This is a genomic window from Sphingomonas flavescens (assembly GCF_030866745.1).
Classification (GTDB): domain Bacteria; phylum Pseudomonadota; class Alphaproteobacteria; order Sphingomonadales; family Sphingomonadaceae; genus Sphingomicrobium; species Sphingomicrobium flavescens.
Genome location: NZ_CP133016.1, coordinates 627,922 through 643,081, shown reverse-complemented (window position 1 = coordinate 643,081; position 15,160 = coordinate 627,922). Strand labels below are relative to the sequence as shown.

Annotated in this window: 21 protein-coding genes and 1 other RNA gene; 6 read left to right on the top strand and 16 right to left on the bottom strand. The window is 63.1% G+C overall.

What is annotated here, in order from left to right:
- The first annotated feature begins 56 nt into the window (after positions 1-56).
- From QU596_RS03315 to QU596_RS03300, 4 genes are all read left to right on the top strand, one after another.
- Complete coding sequence (locus QU596_RS03315) at positions 57-401, top strand: hypothetical protein (protein WP_308517148.1); 345 nt, start codon at positions 57-59, stop codon at positions 399-401.
- Positions 402-534: 133 nt separating this feature from the next.
- An RNA gene (gene rnpB, locus QU596_RS03310) (RNase P RNA component class A) lies at positions 535-912 on the top strand.
- 54 nt (positions 913-966) lie between these two features.
- Positions 967-1,506, top strand: a complete 540-nt coding sequence (locus QU596_RS03305) for a J domain-containing protein (protein WP_308517147.1) — start codon at positions 967-969, stop codon at positions 1,504-1,506.
- A gap of 67 nt (positions 1,507-1,573) precedes the next feature.
- On the top strand, positions 1,574-2,710 hold the full coding sequence (locus QU596_RS03300) for a glycoside hydrolase family 1 protein (protein ID WP_308517145.1): 1,137 nt from the start codon (positions 1,574-1,576) through the stop codon (positions 2,708-2,710).
- On the opposite strand, the gene QU596_RS03295 is transcribed toward QU596_RS03300, so the two are convergent.
- The 9 genes from QU596_RS03295 to pspA form a co-directional block, all read right to left on the bottom strand.
- Positions 2,707-3,699 carry a glycoside hydrolase family 43 protein gene (locus QU596_RS03295; RefSeq protein ID WP_308517144.1) on the bottom strand — a complete coding sequence of 331 codons (993 nt, stop codon included), beginning with the start codon at positions 3,697-3,699 and terminating at the stop codon, positions 2,707-2,709. The two genes, QU596_RS03300 and QU596_RS03295, sit on opposite strands and share 4 nt — an antisense overlap.
- Positions 3,692-4,108: a SufE family protein gene (locus QU596_RS03290; RefSeq protein WP_308517143.1), complete on the bottom strand. Its 417-nt coding sequence runs from the start codon at positions 4,106-4,108 to the stop codon at positions 3,692-3,694. Before QU596_RS03290 ends, QU596_RS03295 begins: the two co-directional genes overlap by 8 nt.
- 17 nt (positions 4,109-4,125) lie before the next feature.
- A complete protein-coding gene (locus tag QU596_RS03285; RefSeq protein WP_308517142.1) occupies positions 4,126-4,365 on the bottom strand; it encodes a hypothetical protein in 240 nt (79 codons plus the stop codon).
- Positions 4,362-4,637, bottom strand: coding sequence for a hypothetical protein (locus QU596_RS03280; protein WP_308517141.1), 276 nt, complete (start codon positions 4,635-4,637; stop codon positions 4,362-4,364). The genes QU596_RS03285 and QU596_RS03280 overlap by 4 nt, the downstream gene beginning before the upstream one ends.
- A 54-nt stretch (positions 4,638-4,691) precedes the next feature.
- Positions 4,692-4,976 (bottom strand): hypothetical protein, encoded by a 285-nt coding sequence (locus QU596_RS03275; protein ID WP_308517933.1) that lies wholly within the window; start codon positions 4,974-4,976, stop codon positions 4,692-4,694.
- Positions 4,976-5,293, bottom strand: a complete 318-nt coding sequence (locus QU596_RS03270; RefSeq protein WP_308517140.1) for a hypothetical protein — start codon at positions 5,291-5,293, stop codon at positions 4,976-4,978. The genes QU596_RS03275 and QU596_RS03270 overlap by 1 nt, the downstream gene beginning before the upstream one ends.
- Positions 5,294-5,314: 21 nt before the next feature.
- Positions 5,315-5,647, bottom strand: coding sequence for a PspC domain-containing protein (locus QU596_RS03265; protein WP_420030958.1), 333 nt, complete (start codon positions 5,645-5,647; stop codon positions 5,315-5,317).
- Between the two features lie 134 nt (positions 5,648-5,781).
- On the bottom strand, positions 5,782-6,057 hold the full coding sequence (pspB, locus tag QU596_RS03260; RefSeq protein ID WP_308517135.1) for an envelope stress response membrane protein PspB: 276 nt from the start codon (positions 6,055-6,057) through the stop codon (positions 5,782-5,784).
- A 3-nt stretch (positions 6,058-6,060) separates the two neighbouring features.
- Positions 6,061-6,729, bottom strand: coding sequence for a phage shock protein PspA (gene pspA, locus QU596_RS03255; RefSeq protein WP_308517133.1), 669 nt, complete (start codon positions 6,727-6,729; stop codon positions 6,061-6,063).
- 181 nt (positions 6,730-6,910) lie between these two features.
- Here pspA and pspF point away from each other — a divergent pair, with 181 nt between their 5' ends.
- Together pspF and QU596_RS03245 are read left to right on the top strand one after the other, a co-directional pair.
- Positions 6,911-7,951, top strand: coding sequence for a phage shock protein operon transcriptional activator (gene pspF, locus QU596_RS03250; protein WP_308517132.1), 1,041 nt, complete (start codon positions 6,911-6,913; stop codon positions 7,949-7,951).
- 127 nt (positions 7,952-8,078) lie between these two features.
- Positions 8,079-8,735, top strand: coding sequence for a superoxide dismutase (locus QU596_RS03245; RefSeq protein ID WP_308517131.1), 657 nt, complete (start codon positions 8,079-8,081; stop codon positions 8,733-8,735).
- A gap of 9 nt (positions 8,736-8,744) precedes the next feature.
- On the opposite strand, the gene QU596_RS03240 is transcribed toward QU596_RS03245, so the two are convergent.
- The 7 genes from QU596_RS03240 to dapF are packed head-to-tail and all read right to left on the bottom strand — an operon-like array spanning position 8,745 to position 15,152.
- A complete protein-coding gene (locus QU596_RS03240; protein WP_308517130.1) occupies positions 8,745-9,950 on the bottom strand; it encodes a tetratricopeptide repeat protein in 1,206 nt (401 codons plus the stop codon).
- A 20-nt stretch (positions 9,951-9,970) separates the two neighbouring features.
- Positions 9,971-10,732 carry an ABC transporter permease gene (locus QU596_RS03235; protein ID WP_308517129.1) on the bottom strand — a complete coding sequence of 254 codons (762 nt, stop codon included), beginning with the start codon at positions 10,730-10,732 and terminating at the stop codon, positions 9,971-9,973.
- A complete protein-coding gene (locus QU596_RS03230) occupies positions 10,729-11,667 on the bottom strand; it encodes an ABC transporter ATP-binding protein (protein ID WP_308517127.1) in 939 nt (312 codons plus the stop codon). The genes QU596_RS03235 and QU596_RS03230 overlap by 4 nt, the downstream gene beginning before the upstream one ends.
- Positions 11,664-12,278, bottom strand: coding sequence for a septation protein A (locus QU596_RS03225; RefSeq protein ID WP_308517126.1), 615 nt, complete (start codon positions 12,276-12,278; stop codon positions 11,664-11,666). The genes QU596_RS03230 and QU596_RS03225 overlap by 4 nt, the downstream gene beginning before the upstream one ends.
- Positions 12,275-13,192 (bottom strand): signal recognition particle-docking protein FtsY, encoded by a 918-nt coding sequence (gene ftsY, locus QU596_RS03220; protein ID WP_308517124.1) that lies wholly within the window; start codon positions 13,190-13,192, stop codon positions 12,275-12,277. The genes QU596_RS03225 and ftsY overlap by 4 nt, the downstream gene beginning before the upstream one ends.
- Positions 13,189-14,355 carry a MiaB/RimO family radical SAM methylthiotransferase gene (locus tag QU596_RS03215; RefSeq protein ID WP_308517121.1) on the bottom strand — a complete coding sequence of 389 codons (1,167 nt, stop codon included), beginning with the start codon at positions 14,353-14,355 and terminating at the stop codon, positions 13,189-13,191. The genes ftsY and QU596_RS03215 overlap by 4 nt, the downstream gene beginning before the upstream one ends.
- A complete protein-coding gene (dapF, locus tag QU596_RS03210; protein WP_308517119.1) occupies positions 14,352-15,152 on the bottom strand; it encodes a diaminopimelate epimerase in 801 nt (266 codons plus the stop codon). The genes QU596_RS03215 and dapF overlap by 4 nt, the downstream gene beginning before the upstream one ends.
- Positions 15,153-15,160 lie beyond the last annotated feature (8 nt).

Here is a 15,160-nt window from a genome sequence, read left to right as displayed (position 1 = left end):
CGCGTCCGGCTTCGACCCTCTTGCAGCTCTCGCTTCAGCTCTGACAGAGAGTGGTCATGCATCCACGGCTTTCTCTGGCGCTTGGTATCTGCGCCGTGACTGAAGCGTCTTCAGCGCAACCGCTGTCGGTCGTTATTCCTCCTCCCATGCCGATCTTCGAAAATGTCTCGAGAGATTGCCATCTACGCTTTTCCGGCAAGGAGAAGGATCTTCAGCGGGTTAGGGCGCTCGCGTTGCAAAGCGGCTTCGAATATTTGAACATCGCGAGCCCGATGCCTGGGTTGATTGTGAAACTTCCCGGTCGAAGCGGCGAGGCGGAGCTCGCTTTCATCGAGCGGTTACGGGGCAAGGACCTGTCCGGCATTAGCTTCGAAGAGGTCTGTCTTCCTCCTCCGTTCTGATGGGCTCATAATTCACTCCTTGCGCCCGAACGCCGATAGTTAGCAGTGCGGAAGGCTAGTGTCCGCGTTTCACCCAATGCATACATAGGTCGGAGGCTGGCATCCTAGTCGACGTCAGCTTATATCCGCCCCGCCAGAGGGCCGGGCGGCCGCGGCCTCGCGCAAGCGGGGGCGAGGAAAGTCCGGGCTCCATGGGACCACGATGCCGGGTAACGCCCGGCCGGCTCTTCGGGGTCGAGGGATAGTGCCACAGAAAGGACACCGCCGGGCTTCGGCCAGGTAAGGTCGAAAGGGTGCGGCAAGAGCGCACCGCGATGCTGGCAACAGGATCGGCACGGTAAACCCCATCGGGTGCAAGACCGAATAGGGGCGGCAAATGGGCCTGGTTCCGGCTCGCTGCCCGGGTTGGTTGCTGGAGCGGCGGGGCAACCCGTCGCCTAGAGGAATGGCCGCACAGTCACGCCGGCGACGGCGCGATGGACAGAACCCGGCTTACAGGCCCTCTGGCAAATTCTTCACGCGTCGGCTCGCTTCTCCGCGACCGGCGTTTTACACCGCAGGAAGCATGGCCAAACAAACGCGATCGAACGACTGGGGCTTTCCTCGCTGGCGCTCCTATGGCGACAAGGGCCGGACGGCGGCCAAGATCCGCCTGTGCGACCGCGAGGGGTGCAGCGAGGTTGGCGACCGGCCGGCGCCCAAGGCGCCGAACAGCCGCGAGCGCTGGATGTTCTGCGAGCCGCACGCAGCCGAGTACAACCGTAACTGGAACTACTTCGCGGGCTTGAGCCCGGAGGAGGCGGCCCGTCGAGCCGCGGACGAGGAAACCGATGCCAAGGGCTTTCGCCAGTCGGCGCAGTGGAAGTGGGCCGGGCCGGGAGACGGGACGCGGACACGCGACGAGATGCGTGCGCTCGACGCGCTGGAACTGGAAAGCGATGCCGATTTCGCCGCCGTGAAATCCGCGCACCGGCGCCTGGTCAAGGAAACTCACCCCGATGCTAATCCCGGGAACGAAGAGGCCGCGAAGCGATTCAAGCAGGTTCAGGCTGCCTATGACGTCCTCCGGAAGGCCGAAGACCGCAAGAATGGCAAGGCGGCCTAAGCACGGCTGTTTGGCTCAAAACCGCCGCTCGTGCATTGGTGGCGGTCATTGGGGCCGATGATTAGCAATGAATTTTGACAGCTTCTTCATGGCGGGCTTCGAATGCTCGTCCCATCGCCGCAAGGACGGCGTGCGGCTGGACCTGATCCGGGCGACCACGCACGATCGCCACGTCCAGCGCGATTATCGCCTGTGCAAAAGCCTGGGTCTCGCGACGCTGCGCGACGGCGTGCGCTGGCATTTGGTCGAGAAGTCGCCCGGGAACTACGATTGGTCGAGCTGGATGCCCGCGCTGGAAGCCGCCGAAGAGGTTGGCGTGCAGGTGATTTGGGACTTATTCCATTACGGTTCGCCCGATCACGTCGACCAGGCATCTCCCGACTTCGCTGCGCGCTTCACGGATTTCGCCATGGCCGCGCTGGAGCAGCAGCAACGCGTTTCCGGGCGTGCCGCGACCGTCTGTCCGCTCAACGAGATCAATTTTCTCTCCTGGGCGGTAGAGGTTGGATATTTCCCGCGCTGCGGGCCTGACGAGAAGGGGTGGCTCAAGCGGCACCTTGTGCAGGCCGGTATCTCGGCGGCGCGGGCGATCAAGCAGCAATTGCCCGAGACCAGGATCGTCTGGGCGGAGCCGCTGGTGCATGTCGCGCCGCGCAGCCACGACCGCCGCGAGAAGCGCAACGCGGAAGCGGCGCGGCTGGGGCAGTTTGAGGCGTACGACTGGATCCTGGGGAAGGCGCTGCCTGAACTTGGCGGCGATCCAGCGTTCGCGGACGCCATCGGGCTTAATTTCTACCCGCACAACCAATGGTATCTCGACGGCCCGACCATCCCGCTTGGGCACCACGAATATCGTCCGCTTGCCGACATGCTGGAAGAAGTCGGCCAGCGCTACGGCAAGCCGGTTTTCCTGTCGGAGACGGGCGCCGAAGGATCGGGCAGGCCATCCTGGTTCCACTATGTCTGCAGCGAAGCACGCGAAGCGGTACGTCGCGGCGTCGATCTGCGCGGGATCTGCTGGTACCCGATCACAGCCTATCCGGGGTGGGACAACAGCCGGCACGCGGAGGCGGGGCTGTTGTCGACTGTGACCGCCGACGGCTCGCGGCATGTCGATGCGGCGCTGCTGGAAGAAATGCAGGCGCAGCGTGCTCTCTTCGAGGAGCTTGATGTGCCAGCCACAAAGATTGCCGCCGCCGGCTAGGTGACGGGCGCTGGTTGGGGGCCGCTGGTCGGCGTACCGACGTGCGGCCAGCCGTCGTGCCACTCCACCCGGTCGATCAGAAGAATGCGCCGGCTGTTCTCCTGATCTTCCTGCCGCTGTTTGGGCCGGTTCACGTCGATCGCGTGATAGACGATCCACAGCTGGCCGGCCTTGTCCTCGACCATCGCGTTGTGGCCGGGCGCCAGCCATTGCTCGTTCCTGACGAGCATCAGGCTGTGTGGCACCCCGCGTGCTTCCTCCAGCGTTTCGAACGGGCCCATGGCGCTGCGCGAACGGGCGACCATCACGCCATATTCGGCGTCGGGGCCGCAGCAATTGTCGCCTGAATAGAACAGGTAATAATAGCCGTCGCGAAGGACGAGCCAGGCGGCTTCGACCAGCCGCGGAAACGCATTCTCGACGGGGTTCGGCCAGATGAGATCGATCGGCGAGCTGTCCGGCGCGAAGGACATCCAGTCAGCGCTGAGTTCCTGCACCTTGATCGGCTGGAAGCCCGACCCCCAGTAAAGCAGATTTTTGCCCGTCGCGGGATCGTGGAACGCCATTGGGTCGATGTATTCGAACCCCATGCCGAGAAGCAGCGGCATGCCCATGTCGACGAAAGGTCCGGTGGGTGACGTTGCGGTCGCGATCGCGAGGCAATGACCGCGCTGAGGCTCGTGGCATACGTCGGGCGTCGCCGAGTAATACATGATGTAGCGATCGCCATCGCGAATGACCGAAGGGGCCCAGAAGTCCTGCGTCTCGCCGGCCCACGCAGGCTTCGTCGGCAACGCGTCGCCAAGATGCTCCCAGCTGATCAGGTCCGGTGACCGGGCGACCTGGATGTTGATCCAGTGGCCGTCGCGCAAGGTCTGCGTCGCATAGGCATAATAAAAACCATCCGGAGCCAGAATGACGGCGGGATCGGGGAAGTCGTGGTCAAGGACGGGGTTGCTGAAGGCCTTGGCCGGGACGGCGTCACGCATCGGCGAGACGCTCCGCGGTTTCCCGGACGAGTGCAATCATGTTGGGGACACCTTGTGTTCGGTTCGCGCTCAGTTGCTTCGACAGATCGAAAGGCGCAAGACAGGCGGCGACATCGAGCCGCGCGACCTCGATCGCCGGGCGGTCCTGAACCGCGCTCAGCACCAGCGCGACGATCCCCTTCGTGATGGCGGCGTTACTGTCAGCGAGGAAGTGCAAGCGGCCGTTACGCTCTGTCGGATAGACCCAGACCGACGCCGAGCAGCCGCGCACCTTGGTAGCCTCGGTCTTAAGAGCTTCCGGCATGGGCTCGAGTTGCTGGCCGAGGTCAATCAGCAGCCGGTAGCGATCTTCCGCATCAACCAGCTCATATTCTTCCAAAATGTCCTTGAGCGCGGGAAGGCCAGCCATCGGCCGACCCTACATCGCTAGCGGTCGCGGAGCGACTCGATTTCGTTGGCCAGACTATTCTCTTTGTCGACCGTGATCCGCTCGAGAACCTTCAGCCGCTCCTTCAACTCCTTGACCTCGTCGCGCAGGCGCAGCGCTTCCTGATTGTCCTCGCTTGCGGGCCGCTCCCAGATATGGCGGACACCCATGCGCTGGCGGATGAGCGCGAAAATGCCGGTCAGAAAAATGATGGCGATTACGAACTCGAACGGATTCATTGGTTGCCTTCCAAAGGAATGCGGGCACGGTCGCGCAGCGCTTCGATTTGCGCCGCGGTTTCAACGCCCTTGTCGGTGACGATCTGCTCGAGCACGCGCAAGCGCGCTTCTACTCGCTCCATGTGCTGTGCGTACTGAGCGCTCTTTTCAGCGGCGAGATTCGATTGGGACTCGATCTGCTTTTCCTTGATCCGCAGCCACATCTTGAACGGCGCGATGCCGATGGCGGCGAGGGGGATCAGCACCCAAATCCAACTGGCAACGTCATTCATTGATCGAGGTCTTTCGGATCGATGCGCGCGATGTCGGAGTGAACGGCCGTCCGGTCAAGCCGCTACGTCTGACGAGGTTAGCCGCTTCGGCGCGCGGAGTGCCTCAATCTGGGCCGCGGTCTGGGCGCCCTGGTCGGTGACGATCTGCTCTAGCACACGCACACGCTGCTCCAGCTCGCTGTTGCTCGTCGCATATTCCGCGGCCTTTTCCGCCGCGATGCGGGCGTTCACCTCCAGCTGCTTCTCTTTGAACATGAAGAAGCGCCGGGCGATGTAAATCAGGAAGACCGTCGGCAGGAAAACCGTGATCAACAGGGCCATGACGTCACCCGGTCCCATCACGCATTCCCTTCCTGGCCAATGCGGAGCGCCTCGATCTCGCGGCTCAGCTTGCTGGGTTTGTCGGTTACGATCCGCTCGACGGTCTCGAGCCGGTCCTTGATCGAGCCGATCTCGGCGCGAAGCTGAGCATTTTCGGTGGTGAGCAGTCTGACCCGTTCCACCGCCTCGCGATCGCTTGCGGGGTAGACCTGCTTGCCGAATCCATCGAGCGGATAGCCATGCCGAATGCGCATCCAGGTGGTCAGTACCCAGCCGCAGACGCCGACCAGGCCAACAAGAATTCCGAGAATGGGAATGAGTGCGTACGAATCCATCTTTAGCCCCTGTTTGAAAGTTTATCGAAGCTGCTCGATCTCGCGGGCGAGCGACCGGTTCTCGGTGGTCACGTAGCTTTCGATATCGGCCAGCCGGCGATCGATGTCCTTGAACCGCGAACGAATGTCGCGCGCGGCGCGTGTTGGTGAGGCGCGGACACCCTGCCAGAATTGCTTGTCCTCGCTGTCGACGCGTTCGAGGGCCAGCGGCTTCGTTGGCGTGACCATCGCGGCGATGAGGTAGAAGGGAAGGATGCCGCCGCCGCTCATGAACATCGCCGCAAGAAAGCAGACGCGGACGATGGCGACGTCAAACCCGGTGTAATCGGCGATGCCGGCGCAAATGCCGAACATCTTCCCATTGCGCTTGTCGCGGTAGAAGCGCGTACGGCTCGCGGGCTGTTCGCTGAGGTATTGCGGTTTTTCCGTCACATATTGCGGCCGGTTGGAGCGTTCCTGCGGCGCTGGATAGCGATCGTAGGCCATCGTCACTCTCCGTCCGCAAGCAGTCGCTGACGCTGGTCGTCGCGGCCCGGCATGCATTGCTGACGCCAGTTCGGGTTTTCGGCCGTCATGATCCGCTCGATCGTGCACAGCCGGTCATCGAGGCGGCGGGCGGCTTCATGGAGCTCGTCGAGTAGCTTTTCGTCACCAGTCGTCAGCGTCGCCGACGTCTTCCACTTGGTAATGTAGTGGAACACCAGCCACGGCAGGCCGATGAACAGCATTCCGACCACCATGATCGGGATAATCACTTCGTCCATCAGTTACTTCCCCTTGGCCTTGAGTGCGGCCTTCATGGCTTCCAGCTCGGCATCGACCGATTCCGAGGCTCTCAATTCGGCAATCTCTTCTTCCAGGCTCTTCGGGCCGGTCATCCCGAGCGCATCGGCACGTCCTTCCGCGAAATCGGCGCGGCGTTCGAGGATTTCGAACCGGCTGAAAGCATCTTCCGTGCGGCCGCCATTCAGAAGCTCACGAGCGCGCCCGCGGGTGACCGCGCTTTCGTACCGAACCGCAATGGCGTTTTGCCGCGCGCGCGCTTCGCGAAGCTTGCCCTGAAGCTTGGCGATGTCGCCCTCGTAGCTCTTCAGCGTATCGTCGATGACCTTGATCTCGTCGCGGAGGCCTTCGCCCATGTCGGCCGCCTTCTGACGCTCGATCAGCGCGGCTTTCGCCAGGTCTTCGCGGTCCTTGCTCAGCGCGAGCTCGGCCTTCTCGGTCCAGCTGCGCTGCAGCTCGTCGAGGCGCGACAAGGCGCGGCGCATTTCCTTGCCATCCGCGATACAGCGCGCTGCCGAGGCGCGAACCTCAACCAGCGTCTCCTCCATCTCGAGGATGACCATTCGGATCATCTTTGCCGGGTCTTCCGACCGGTCGAGCATCTCGGTGATGTTCGCCGCGAAGATATCCCGCGTCCGGGAAAAGATACTCATTCAGCACTCCGCATTCGAATTAGGGCCCTAACTTGCCTTTTAAGAAGCAACAGGCGTGCCAAAATCAACGAAAGGGCGAAAGTCCTGTAGTTCGTCGAAAAATGGCGACAACCAAGGCTGAAAATCCTTGCCAAATGGTGGGATTCGCCACCAACAGTCGGCCAAATCCGGACGGGGATCAATGGAGCGTTCCGATCAGTTCATCGGCCAGAGCCTGGCGTTCCTCGATGCGGTCGAGCGGGCGAGCCGTGCCGCCCCTCTAAATCGTCCCGTGCTGGTCATTGGGGAACGCGGCACCGGCAAGGAACTGATCGCCGAACGACTTCACCACCTGTCCTCGCGCTGGGCGGGGCCGCTGATCATCATGAACTGTGCCGCCTTGCCCGAAAACCTTATCGAGGCAGAGTTGTTCGGGCACGAGGCTGGCAGTTTCACCGGGGCATCGAAAACCCGCCATGGCCGGTTCGAGGAAGCGGACGGCGGGACCCTGTTTCTCGACGAACTCGGTACGCTCTCGATGCCCGCGCAGGACCGGCTGCTCCGCGCGGTCGAATATGGTGAGATCACCCGCATCGGCGCCTCGAAGCCGGTCAAGGTCGACGTGCGCATCGTTGCGGCGACCAACGAGAACCTTCCCTCGCAGGTCGACAAGGGCAAGTTCCGCGCGGATCTGCTCGACCGGCTGTCGTTCGAGGTCATTACGCTACCTCCGCTGCGCGCGCGTCAGGGCGACGTGCCGCTGCTCGCCGAGCACTTCGGCCGGCGAATGGCAGTGGAACTGGACTGGTCCAACTGGCCGGGCTTCTCCTCGCGGGCGAGCGCCGCGCTGGAAGCCTATTCCTGGCCCGGCAACGTCCGAGAACTGCGCAACGTCGTCGAGCGGGCCGTGTACCGGCACGAGGACCCCGAACGGCAGGTCGATGAGATCAACTTCGATCCATTCCATTCGCCGTGGGCGCCCACCTCGAGCAGACCCATCGCCCCGGCATCGAGCACTGCCGACAGCGAGGAGCCTTCGTTGACGCCCGCTGCTGCTCCAACGCCAATTGCCACGACGAGCGACTTTCGTGCAGCGATCGCGGATTACGAGCGGCAGTTGCTGGAAGACGCCCTGCGGCGGAATCGCTTCAATCAGCGCGCAACCGCGGCCGCCCTCAACCTCAGCTACGACCAGCTAAGACACGCGCTCAAGCGGCACAAGCTGCAGGACAGCGCCGCCTGATCTCGCGCTCATTTCGACCGTTTCAGGCTTGTATTTTCATGCGGCGAGCGCAGAGGGGAGTTCTGCGGGCGGGGGCTTTGCAATCGAGGCCGTCGCTGAGCGGTCTTCATGTCTTTAGGAGTGCCCGATGCCCTTCGAACTTCCCGAACTTCCCTTCGCCAAGGACGCGCTGGACCCCGTGATGTCGGCGGAAACGCTGGAATATCACCACGGCAAGCACCACCGGGCGTACGTCACGAAGACGAACGAACTGCTCCAGGCGGAGAAGGATCTGGGCGACGCATCGCTGCTGCAGGTCGTCAAGCAGGCCAAGGCGGGCGGGAACCAGAAGCTGTTCAACAACAGCGCCCAGCTGTGGAACCATAGCTTCTTCTGGCAATGTCTGGCGCCAGCGCAGGGCCAGCAGCCCGAGGGCAAGCTTGCCAAGCTGATCGAGGACGGTTTCGGGACGCCGCAGGCGCTGCTCGACAAGCTTCAGGAAGAGGCGGTCAACCATTTCTCCAACGGCTGGGCCTGGCTCGTGCTCGACCGCGGCGCATTGCGGGTGACGTCACTGCACGACGCCGACACGCCCATCGTTCATGAGGGCATGGTCCCGCTCTTCACGCTCGATGTGTGGGAGCACGCCTACTACATCGATTATCGCAACGAGCGTCCGCGCTTCGCGTCGACCGTGCTCTCCAAGATCGTCAATTGGGATTTCGTCGCCCAGAACCTGGATGGGCAGGGCTTTGAGCGGGCCAACCAGGGCGAAGGCGCGCATTCCCCGGAGCTTGCCTCCTAGGAGGCAGGTTTAGAGGCGCCAGCCGTTCAGCGCTGGCGCCAACTCCGGCGGTAGTTCCCGCATCCGCTCGCGAACCAGTTTTTGAAGTTCCGGGTCGGAGGTGATCGTGGCCCAGAAATCGGCATCGAAAAGCGGACGATAAGCCGGCTGGAAGATCAGCAGCGCGTTGCTCGAAAAGCCGTTGCGGATATTTTCCGCGATCATCGCTTTGACGGCGGCGGTCCGTCGCATGCAGACCAGGCCGCGCATTTGCAGCTTCTGATCGGAGTCGATGACGAAATCGCGATCCCAGCTGTCCTTGGCCGCCAGAACCGGCTGAAATGCCTCGTCCGCTTCGGCCCGTCGGCCGAGGCCTTCGAGCGCACAGGCCCTGATCCACGCAAACTGCCGTTCGCTTCCCCCGACCTTGTCGTCGGACCGGGTGGCTTGCCACTGCTTCCAAGCGGGATCGATGACGCTCAAGGCCTCGGCATAACGTCGATCGCGCAAAAGCAGGGCGGCTCGATTGACGAGCGCGTTGATTGCGTAAGGACTGTCACCGAGTGTGGTTTGCGCCAGATCATATTCAGCCAATGCGCCCCGGATGTCGCCCCGCGCGGTGCGCGCGGTGGCAATCCGTGACGCGACCGTGAACCATTCGATCTCGTTCCAGCGCGATTTGTCGCGCGCGAGCGGCATCGTTGCCAAGCGCTCCTGCAGGATGCGCTCGGCTTCATTCGGCTGCCCGGTTTCGATCAGAAAGCCGGCAAGTTGGAGGATGGCGCGGGTGCGGGGGCGCACCGTCGATTCGATCGTGGCGGCTGCCGCCTGAGCGCTTTCGCCAACTGCCGCGGCGGCCTGAAGCTTCGCGAGGCGCCGGTCACGCATGCGTTCCAGCGCGGGGCCTGCCCATTCGGTAAGTGGCGCCCAGAGAAACGCCATTCTCTTGTCGGCAAGGAGCGACAGAACGTCCCCGGGCTTGGTCAGCCAGTTGAGCTCGCGATCATTCTCGCCCGGCCATCGTAAACGCAGCGCCGCGTCATCGTTAAGAACCAGAAGATCGACGTCCACAACACCTTCGCCAGTTTGAACCTGGCCGCTCGCTCTCACGAGGGGCGGCTGCGGTGGGACGAGCGTGGGAATGGGCGGGGGAATCGGCCGGACCGGCTGTGCGCCCACGGCCGACAGCGGCAGCACGACGGCAATCGCCGAGCAGAGGATAATCTTACGCAACATGAGCCCCCTGAAGAATGCTGTTACTGCTTGAGACGATAGCCGGTGCGGAACATCCAGGCGATCACTGCGAGGCAGAGGGCGATTAGCGCTATTGTCACGGCGATGCTGGACCAGACCGGCACGTCGGCAATCGAGTAGAAGCTCCAGCGAAACCCGCTGATCAGATGGACGACCGGGTTGAAGAGCGTGATCGTCCGGAACGGCTCGTGCAGCGCCTTCACCGAATAAAAGGCACCGCCAAGGAAAGTCAGCGGCGTTATGATCAGCATCGGGATGATCTGCAATTGCTCGAAATTCTGCGCCCAGACGCCGATCGCGAACCCGAACAGGCAGAAGCCGGCCGAAATCGCGAGCAGAAACAGGACCATCGCGAACGGGTGATCAATCCTCAGGGGGACGAAAAACACCGCGGTGGCGATCGTTACCAAGGCGAGAATCACGGACTTGGTCGTCGCTGCCCCAACGTAGGCGAGCACTGCCTCAAAGCTCGAAATCGGGGCTGACAAGAGCTCGTAGATCGTGCCCGTAAACTTCGGAAAATAAATGCCAAAGCTGGCATTGAAGATCGATTGCATAAACACCGACAGCAGCGTGAGGCCGGGAACGATGAAACTGCCGAAGCTGACGCCGTCCATGTCGGTCATCCGGCTGCCGATCGCGGAACCGAACACCACGAAGTAAAGCGCGGTGGTGATCACCGGGGTGATCAGGCTCTGCCAGAGCGTGCGTCCCCAGCGCGCCATTTCGAAGCGGTAGATGGCGGCGATCCCGTGCCAGTTCATGCGTCGGTCCTCGGGCGGTGCACCAGCTCGACGAAGATATCCTCGAGGCTCGATTGATGGGTCGACAGGTCTTTGTAGGCGATGCCGAGATCGGTCAGCCGGCGCATGAGCGAAGCGATGCCCGTCCGTTCCGCGTTGCTGTCGAACTCGTAGGACAGCACGTGCCCGTCCTCTTTGATGCTCACTTTCCAGTCGGACAGCTCGGCAGGCACGGCGAAAAGGGGGTCGGCGAGCATGATGTCGAGCGTCTTGCGGCCGAGTTGCGCCATCAGCGCCCTTTTCTCGTCGACGGCGATCAGCTCACCGCGGCGGATAACGCCGACGCGGTCTGCCATTTCCTCGGCTTCCTCGATGTAGTGCGTCGTAAGGATGATCGTGACGCCGTCATCGCGGAGCTTGCGAACGAGATCCCACATGTCGCGGCGGAGCTCGACATCGACACCCGCGGTTGGCTCGTCGAGGAAGAGGATTGCTGGCTCATGGCTCAGCGCCTTCGCAATCATCACGCGGCGCTTCATGCCGCCCGATAATTGCATCATGATCGTCTTGCGCTTGTCCCACAGCGACAGGCGCTTCAGCAGGTCCTCGATCTTGCGGTCGTCGCGCGGCTTGCCGAATAGCCCTCGCGAGAAGGTGACGGTACGCTGCACCGGCTCGAACGCTTCGGTCGTCAGCTCCTGCGGCACCAGGCCGATCCGCTCCCGGGCATAGCGATAATCGGACTGCCAATTGCGGCCGTCGATCAGCACCTCGCCCGATGTTGGCGTGACGATACCGCAAATGATGTTGATCAGCGTCGTCTTGCCCGCGCCGTTCGGGCCGAGAAGGGCGAAGATTTCGCCGCGATTGATGTCGAGGTCAACGGACTTCAGCGCTTCCGTTCCAGAGCCATAGGATTTGCGCAGCTGGCGGATGGAAAGGATCGGCTGGCTCATTCAACCGGCCCGGGCTCAACTGGAACTGCATCTTCCTTCATGAGGCCGTGCCGCATGAGCATTGGAATGTTAGCCGCCGCGAAGATGAAGGTGAGGGGCAGGGCGCCCCACAGCTTGAATCCGATCCAGAAACTGGTGCTGCTGTTTCGCCAGACCGCTTCGTTCAGGCAGGCCATGCAGGCGAAGAAAATTGCCCAGTTGCGCGTGAGCTTGTTCCAGCCGGTCTCGTCCAGCCCGGGGTAGGCTGAGCCTAATACCCGCTGCAGCAGCGGCTTGCCGGTAGCGAGACCGAAAGCGAGTAGGCCTGCGACCAGCACGTAGTAGATCGTCGGCTTCATCTTGATGAAGGTCTCGTCGTGCAGCCAGATCGTCAGGCCGCCGAGGATCACCACCATCGCGCCGGAGAACCATAACAGGGGCGAGATGCTGCGGTAGCGGATGGCCGAAAACAGCATCGCGGCAACCATGGCGATCATGAAGGCGCCGGTGGCGACGAAGATCTTCATCACGGCCGGGACGGGCGCGAAGAAATTGACGAGGAAGAAGACCAGCAGCGGACCCAGGTCGATCAACAGCTTGGCGCCGCCCTGCGGCTCGGCCCTTGCGGTCATTCGGGTGGCAACCCGGCGATGGCGCGGGCGACGGCGCGCGGATCGAACGGGCGAAGGTCATCCGCGCTCTCGCCGACGCCGATGGCGTGGATGGGCAAGCCGAACTTTTCGGCAGCGGCAACCAGGATGCCGCCGCGCGCGGTCCCGTCGAGCTTGGTCATGATGAGGCCGGTCACTCCTGCGGTCTCGCGGAACACCTCGACCTGAGCAAGCGCATTCTGACCCGTGGTGGCGTCGAGCACGAGCAGGATGTCGTGCGGGGCCTCCGGATTGAGGCGACCGAGGACGCGCCGGATTTTCGCCAGCTCCTCCATCAAATGCGACTTGTTCTGGAGGCGGCCCGCGGTGTCGACGATGAGCACGTCCTCGCCGGTGGCGGTCGCCTGCTTGACCCCGTCGAACACGATGCCGGCCGCGTCGCCGCCTTCCTTCCCGGAGATCACCGGCGCGCCGATGCGCTGGCCCCAGATCTGGAGTTGCTCGATCGCTGCGGCGCGGAAGGTGTCGCCGGCCGCGAGCAGAACGCCATAATCCTGCTCGCGCAGCCAGTGGCCGAGCTTGCCGATGGTGGTGGTCTTGCCTGAGCCGTTGACGCCGATGACGAGGATGACGTGAGGACGGGGGAAGCCGGTAATTTCCAGCGGCTTCGCGACCGGCGCCAGGATCTTTTCGATCTCGTCGGCGAGGATCGACCGAAGGCCGCGCTCGTCGAGCCGCTCGAACTTCTGTCGCGAAATGGCTTCTCGAATGCGGTGCGAGGCTTCGGGGCCGAGGTCGGACGCGACCAAAGCTTCCTCGATGTCGTCGAGGGTCGACGTGTCGAGGGCAGCGCGGCTGGTCAGGCCGGTGAGGTTGTCACCGACGCGCTCGGCGGTCTTGGCGAAACCACCGCGAAGACGATCAAGCCAGCTCATGCCCACACCGCCTGCAACAGGTCGCCTTCGCACGACGTGATACGCGCCGGCCCGCCGTCACCGCGCTTGGAGTCCGCAATCGCAACGGGAGCGAAATTGTCGGAGTGGCCCTTGCCATTGTTCTCGATGAGCACTGGCTGGGTCGAACCAACCAAACCGTCCAGCCACCGTCGGCGTTGCTCAGCAGCCGTTTCACGGAGGCGCGCTGCGCGGGCTTTCACGACTTCGCGACCAAGTTGAGGCATCTGCGCGGCCGGCGTCTCGGGTCGAGGCGAAAAAGGAAAGATGTGTGCAGCCACGACGCTGCAATCTTCTATCAGTTTCAGTGAGTTCAAGGCCATGTCTTCAGTTTCTGTGGGAAAGCCGGCGATCAGGTCGGCGCCGATGGTGGCGTCCGCTCGCAGCGAACGGATGCGGTCGACCGTCCGAACCGCGTCGGCGCGGCTATGTCGGCGCTTCATGCGCTTCAGGATCATGTCGTCGCCGGCCTGAAGCGAGAGGTGGAAGTGCGGCATCAATCGCGGCTCGCCGGCGATAAGTTCCAGCAACGCATCGTCGATTTCGATGCTGTCGAGCGAAGACAGGCGAAGGCGCTTGAGCCGAGGTTGGGAATGGAGCAGGCGCTGGCACAGCTTACCGAGTCCATCCTCGTAATCGGTGATGTCGACGCCGGTCAGAACGATCTCGCGCGCGCCGCGATCGAGTTCGCGCGCTACCGCATCGCGGATCATTTCGAAGCTGTACGATCGGCTGGGACCACGCGCCTGCCAGATCGAGCAGAAGGTGCAGCGGTGATCGCACCCGGTCTGAATCGCGACGAAGCTGCGGACATGACCCATGAAGCCGGCGGGAACTGGCGGCATGACGTCATTGGCTGCCAAGCCTTTGAGTTTACGCGCGTTTCCAATGACTCGCGACACGCCAGGCAAGGTCGCGAAGGCTTTCGGTTCCAGCTCCGCCGCGCAGCCGGTGACCATGATTTGAGCCTCCGGACGCTGGCGATGCGCGCGGCGGATGGCCTGACGTGTTTGACGCACCGCTTCATTGGTCACCGCGCAGCTGTTGACGACGATCCAGTCCTCGTCGGCCGGCGCCGTGCGCGCGATCGTCTCGCTCTCCGCATAGTTGAGGCGGCAGCCGAGGGTGATGGTCTCGACGCTCACTGCAGCGCGTCCAGGTCAAGTTCGCCCGAGAAGACATGCGTGGCCTTGCCGCGCATCCGGATCGGCTCACCCGGGGCCCATGCAATCGTCAGGGTGCCGCCCGCCATGTGGACTTGCACCGGTGACTGCGCGCGCCGGCTCGCGATAGCGGCGACGGCGGTGGCGCAGGCGCCCGTTCCGCAGGCTGCCGTTTCCCCCGCGCCGCGTTCAAAAGTGCGTAAGTTCAGTGTGTTGTCAGTAGCTGTTGCGACGTTGACGTTGATCCGCTCGGGGAAGGCGGGGTCATGCTCAATGTGCGGGCCGAGCACGTCGAGCGGCACTTTGCTGGCGTCGGCGACGAAGAACACGACGTGCGGATTGCCGACGTTGACGGCCATGGGATGTTCCAGGCCATCCCACGCCAGCGGAAGGGCATTGGTGTCCATGGCATAGGCAACGGGAATTTCTTGCCAGCCAAAGCGCGGCTCCGGCAGTGTGACCTCGACCTCACCCTGCAGCGCGTGGCCGGTGAGCATTCCGCCGTCGGTCTCGATGTCGTTGGCGCCAGTCAGCTGGACGACGCAGCGGGTGGCGTTGCCGCAGCTTTCGACCTCGCTGCCGTCGCTGTTCCAGATGCGCATGCGGAGATCGGCGGTATCGCTCGGCTCCAGCACGATGAGCTGGTCGCAGCCCACGCCCGTACGGCGGTCGGCAAGGGCCTTCGCGAGCGCCGGGGTCACCGCAAACGGCTCATCCCGTGCGTCGACGATCACGAAATCGTTGCCGAGGCCATGCATCTTGTGGAAGGGGCGCCGCATTGGGCGCG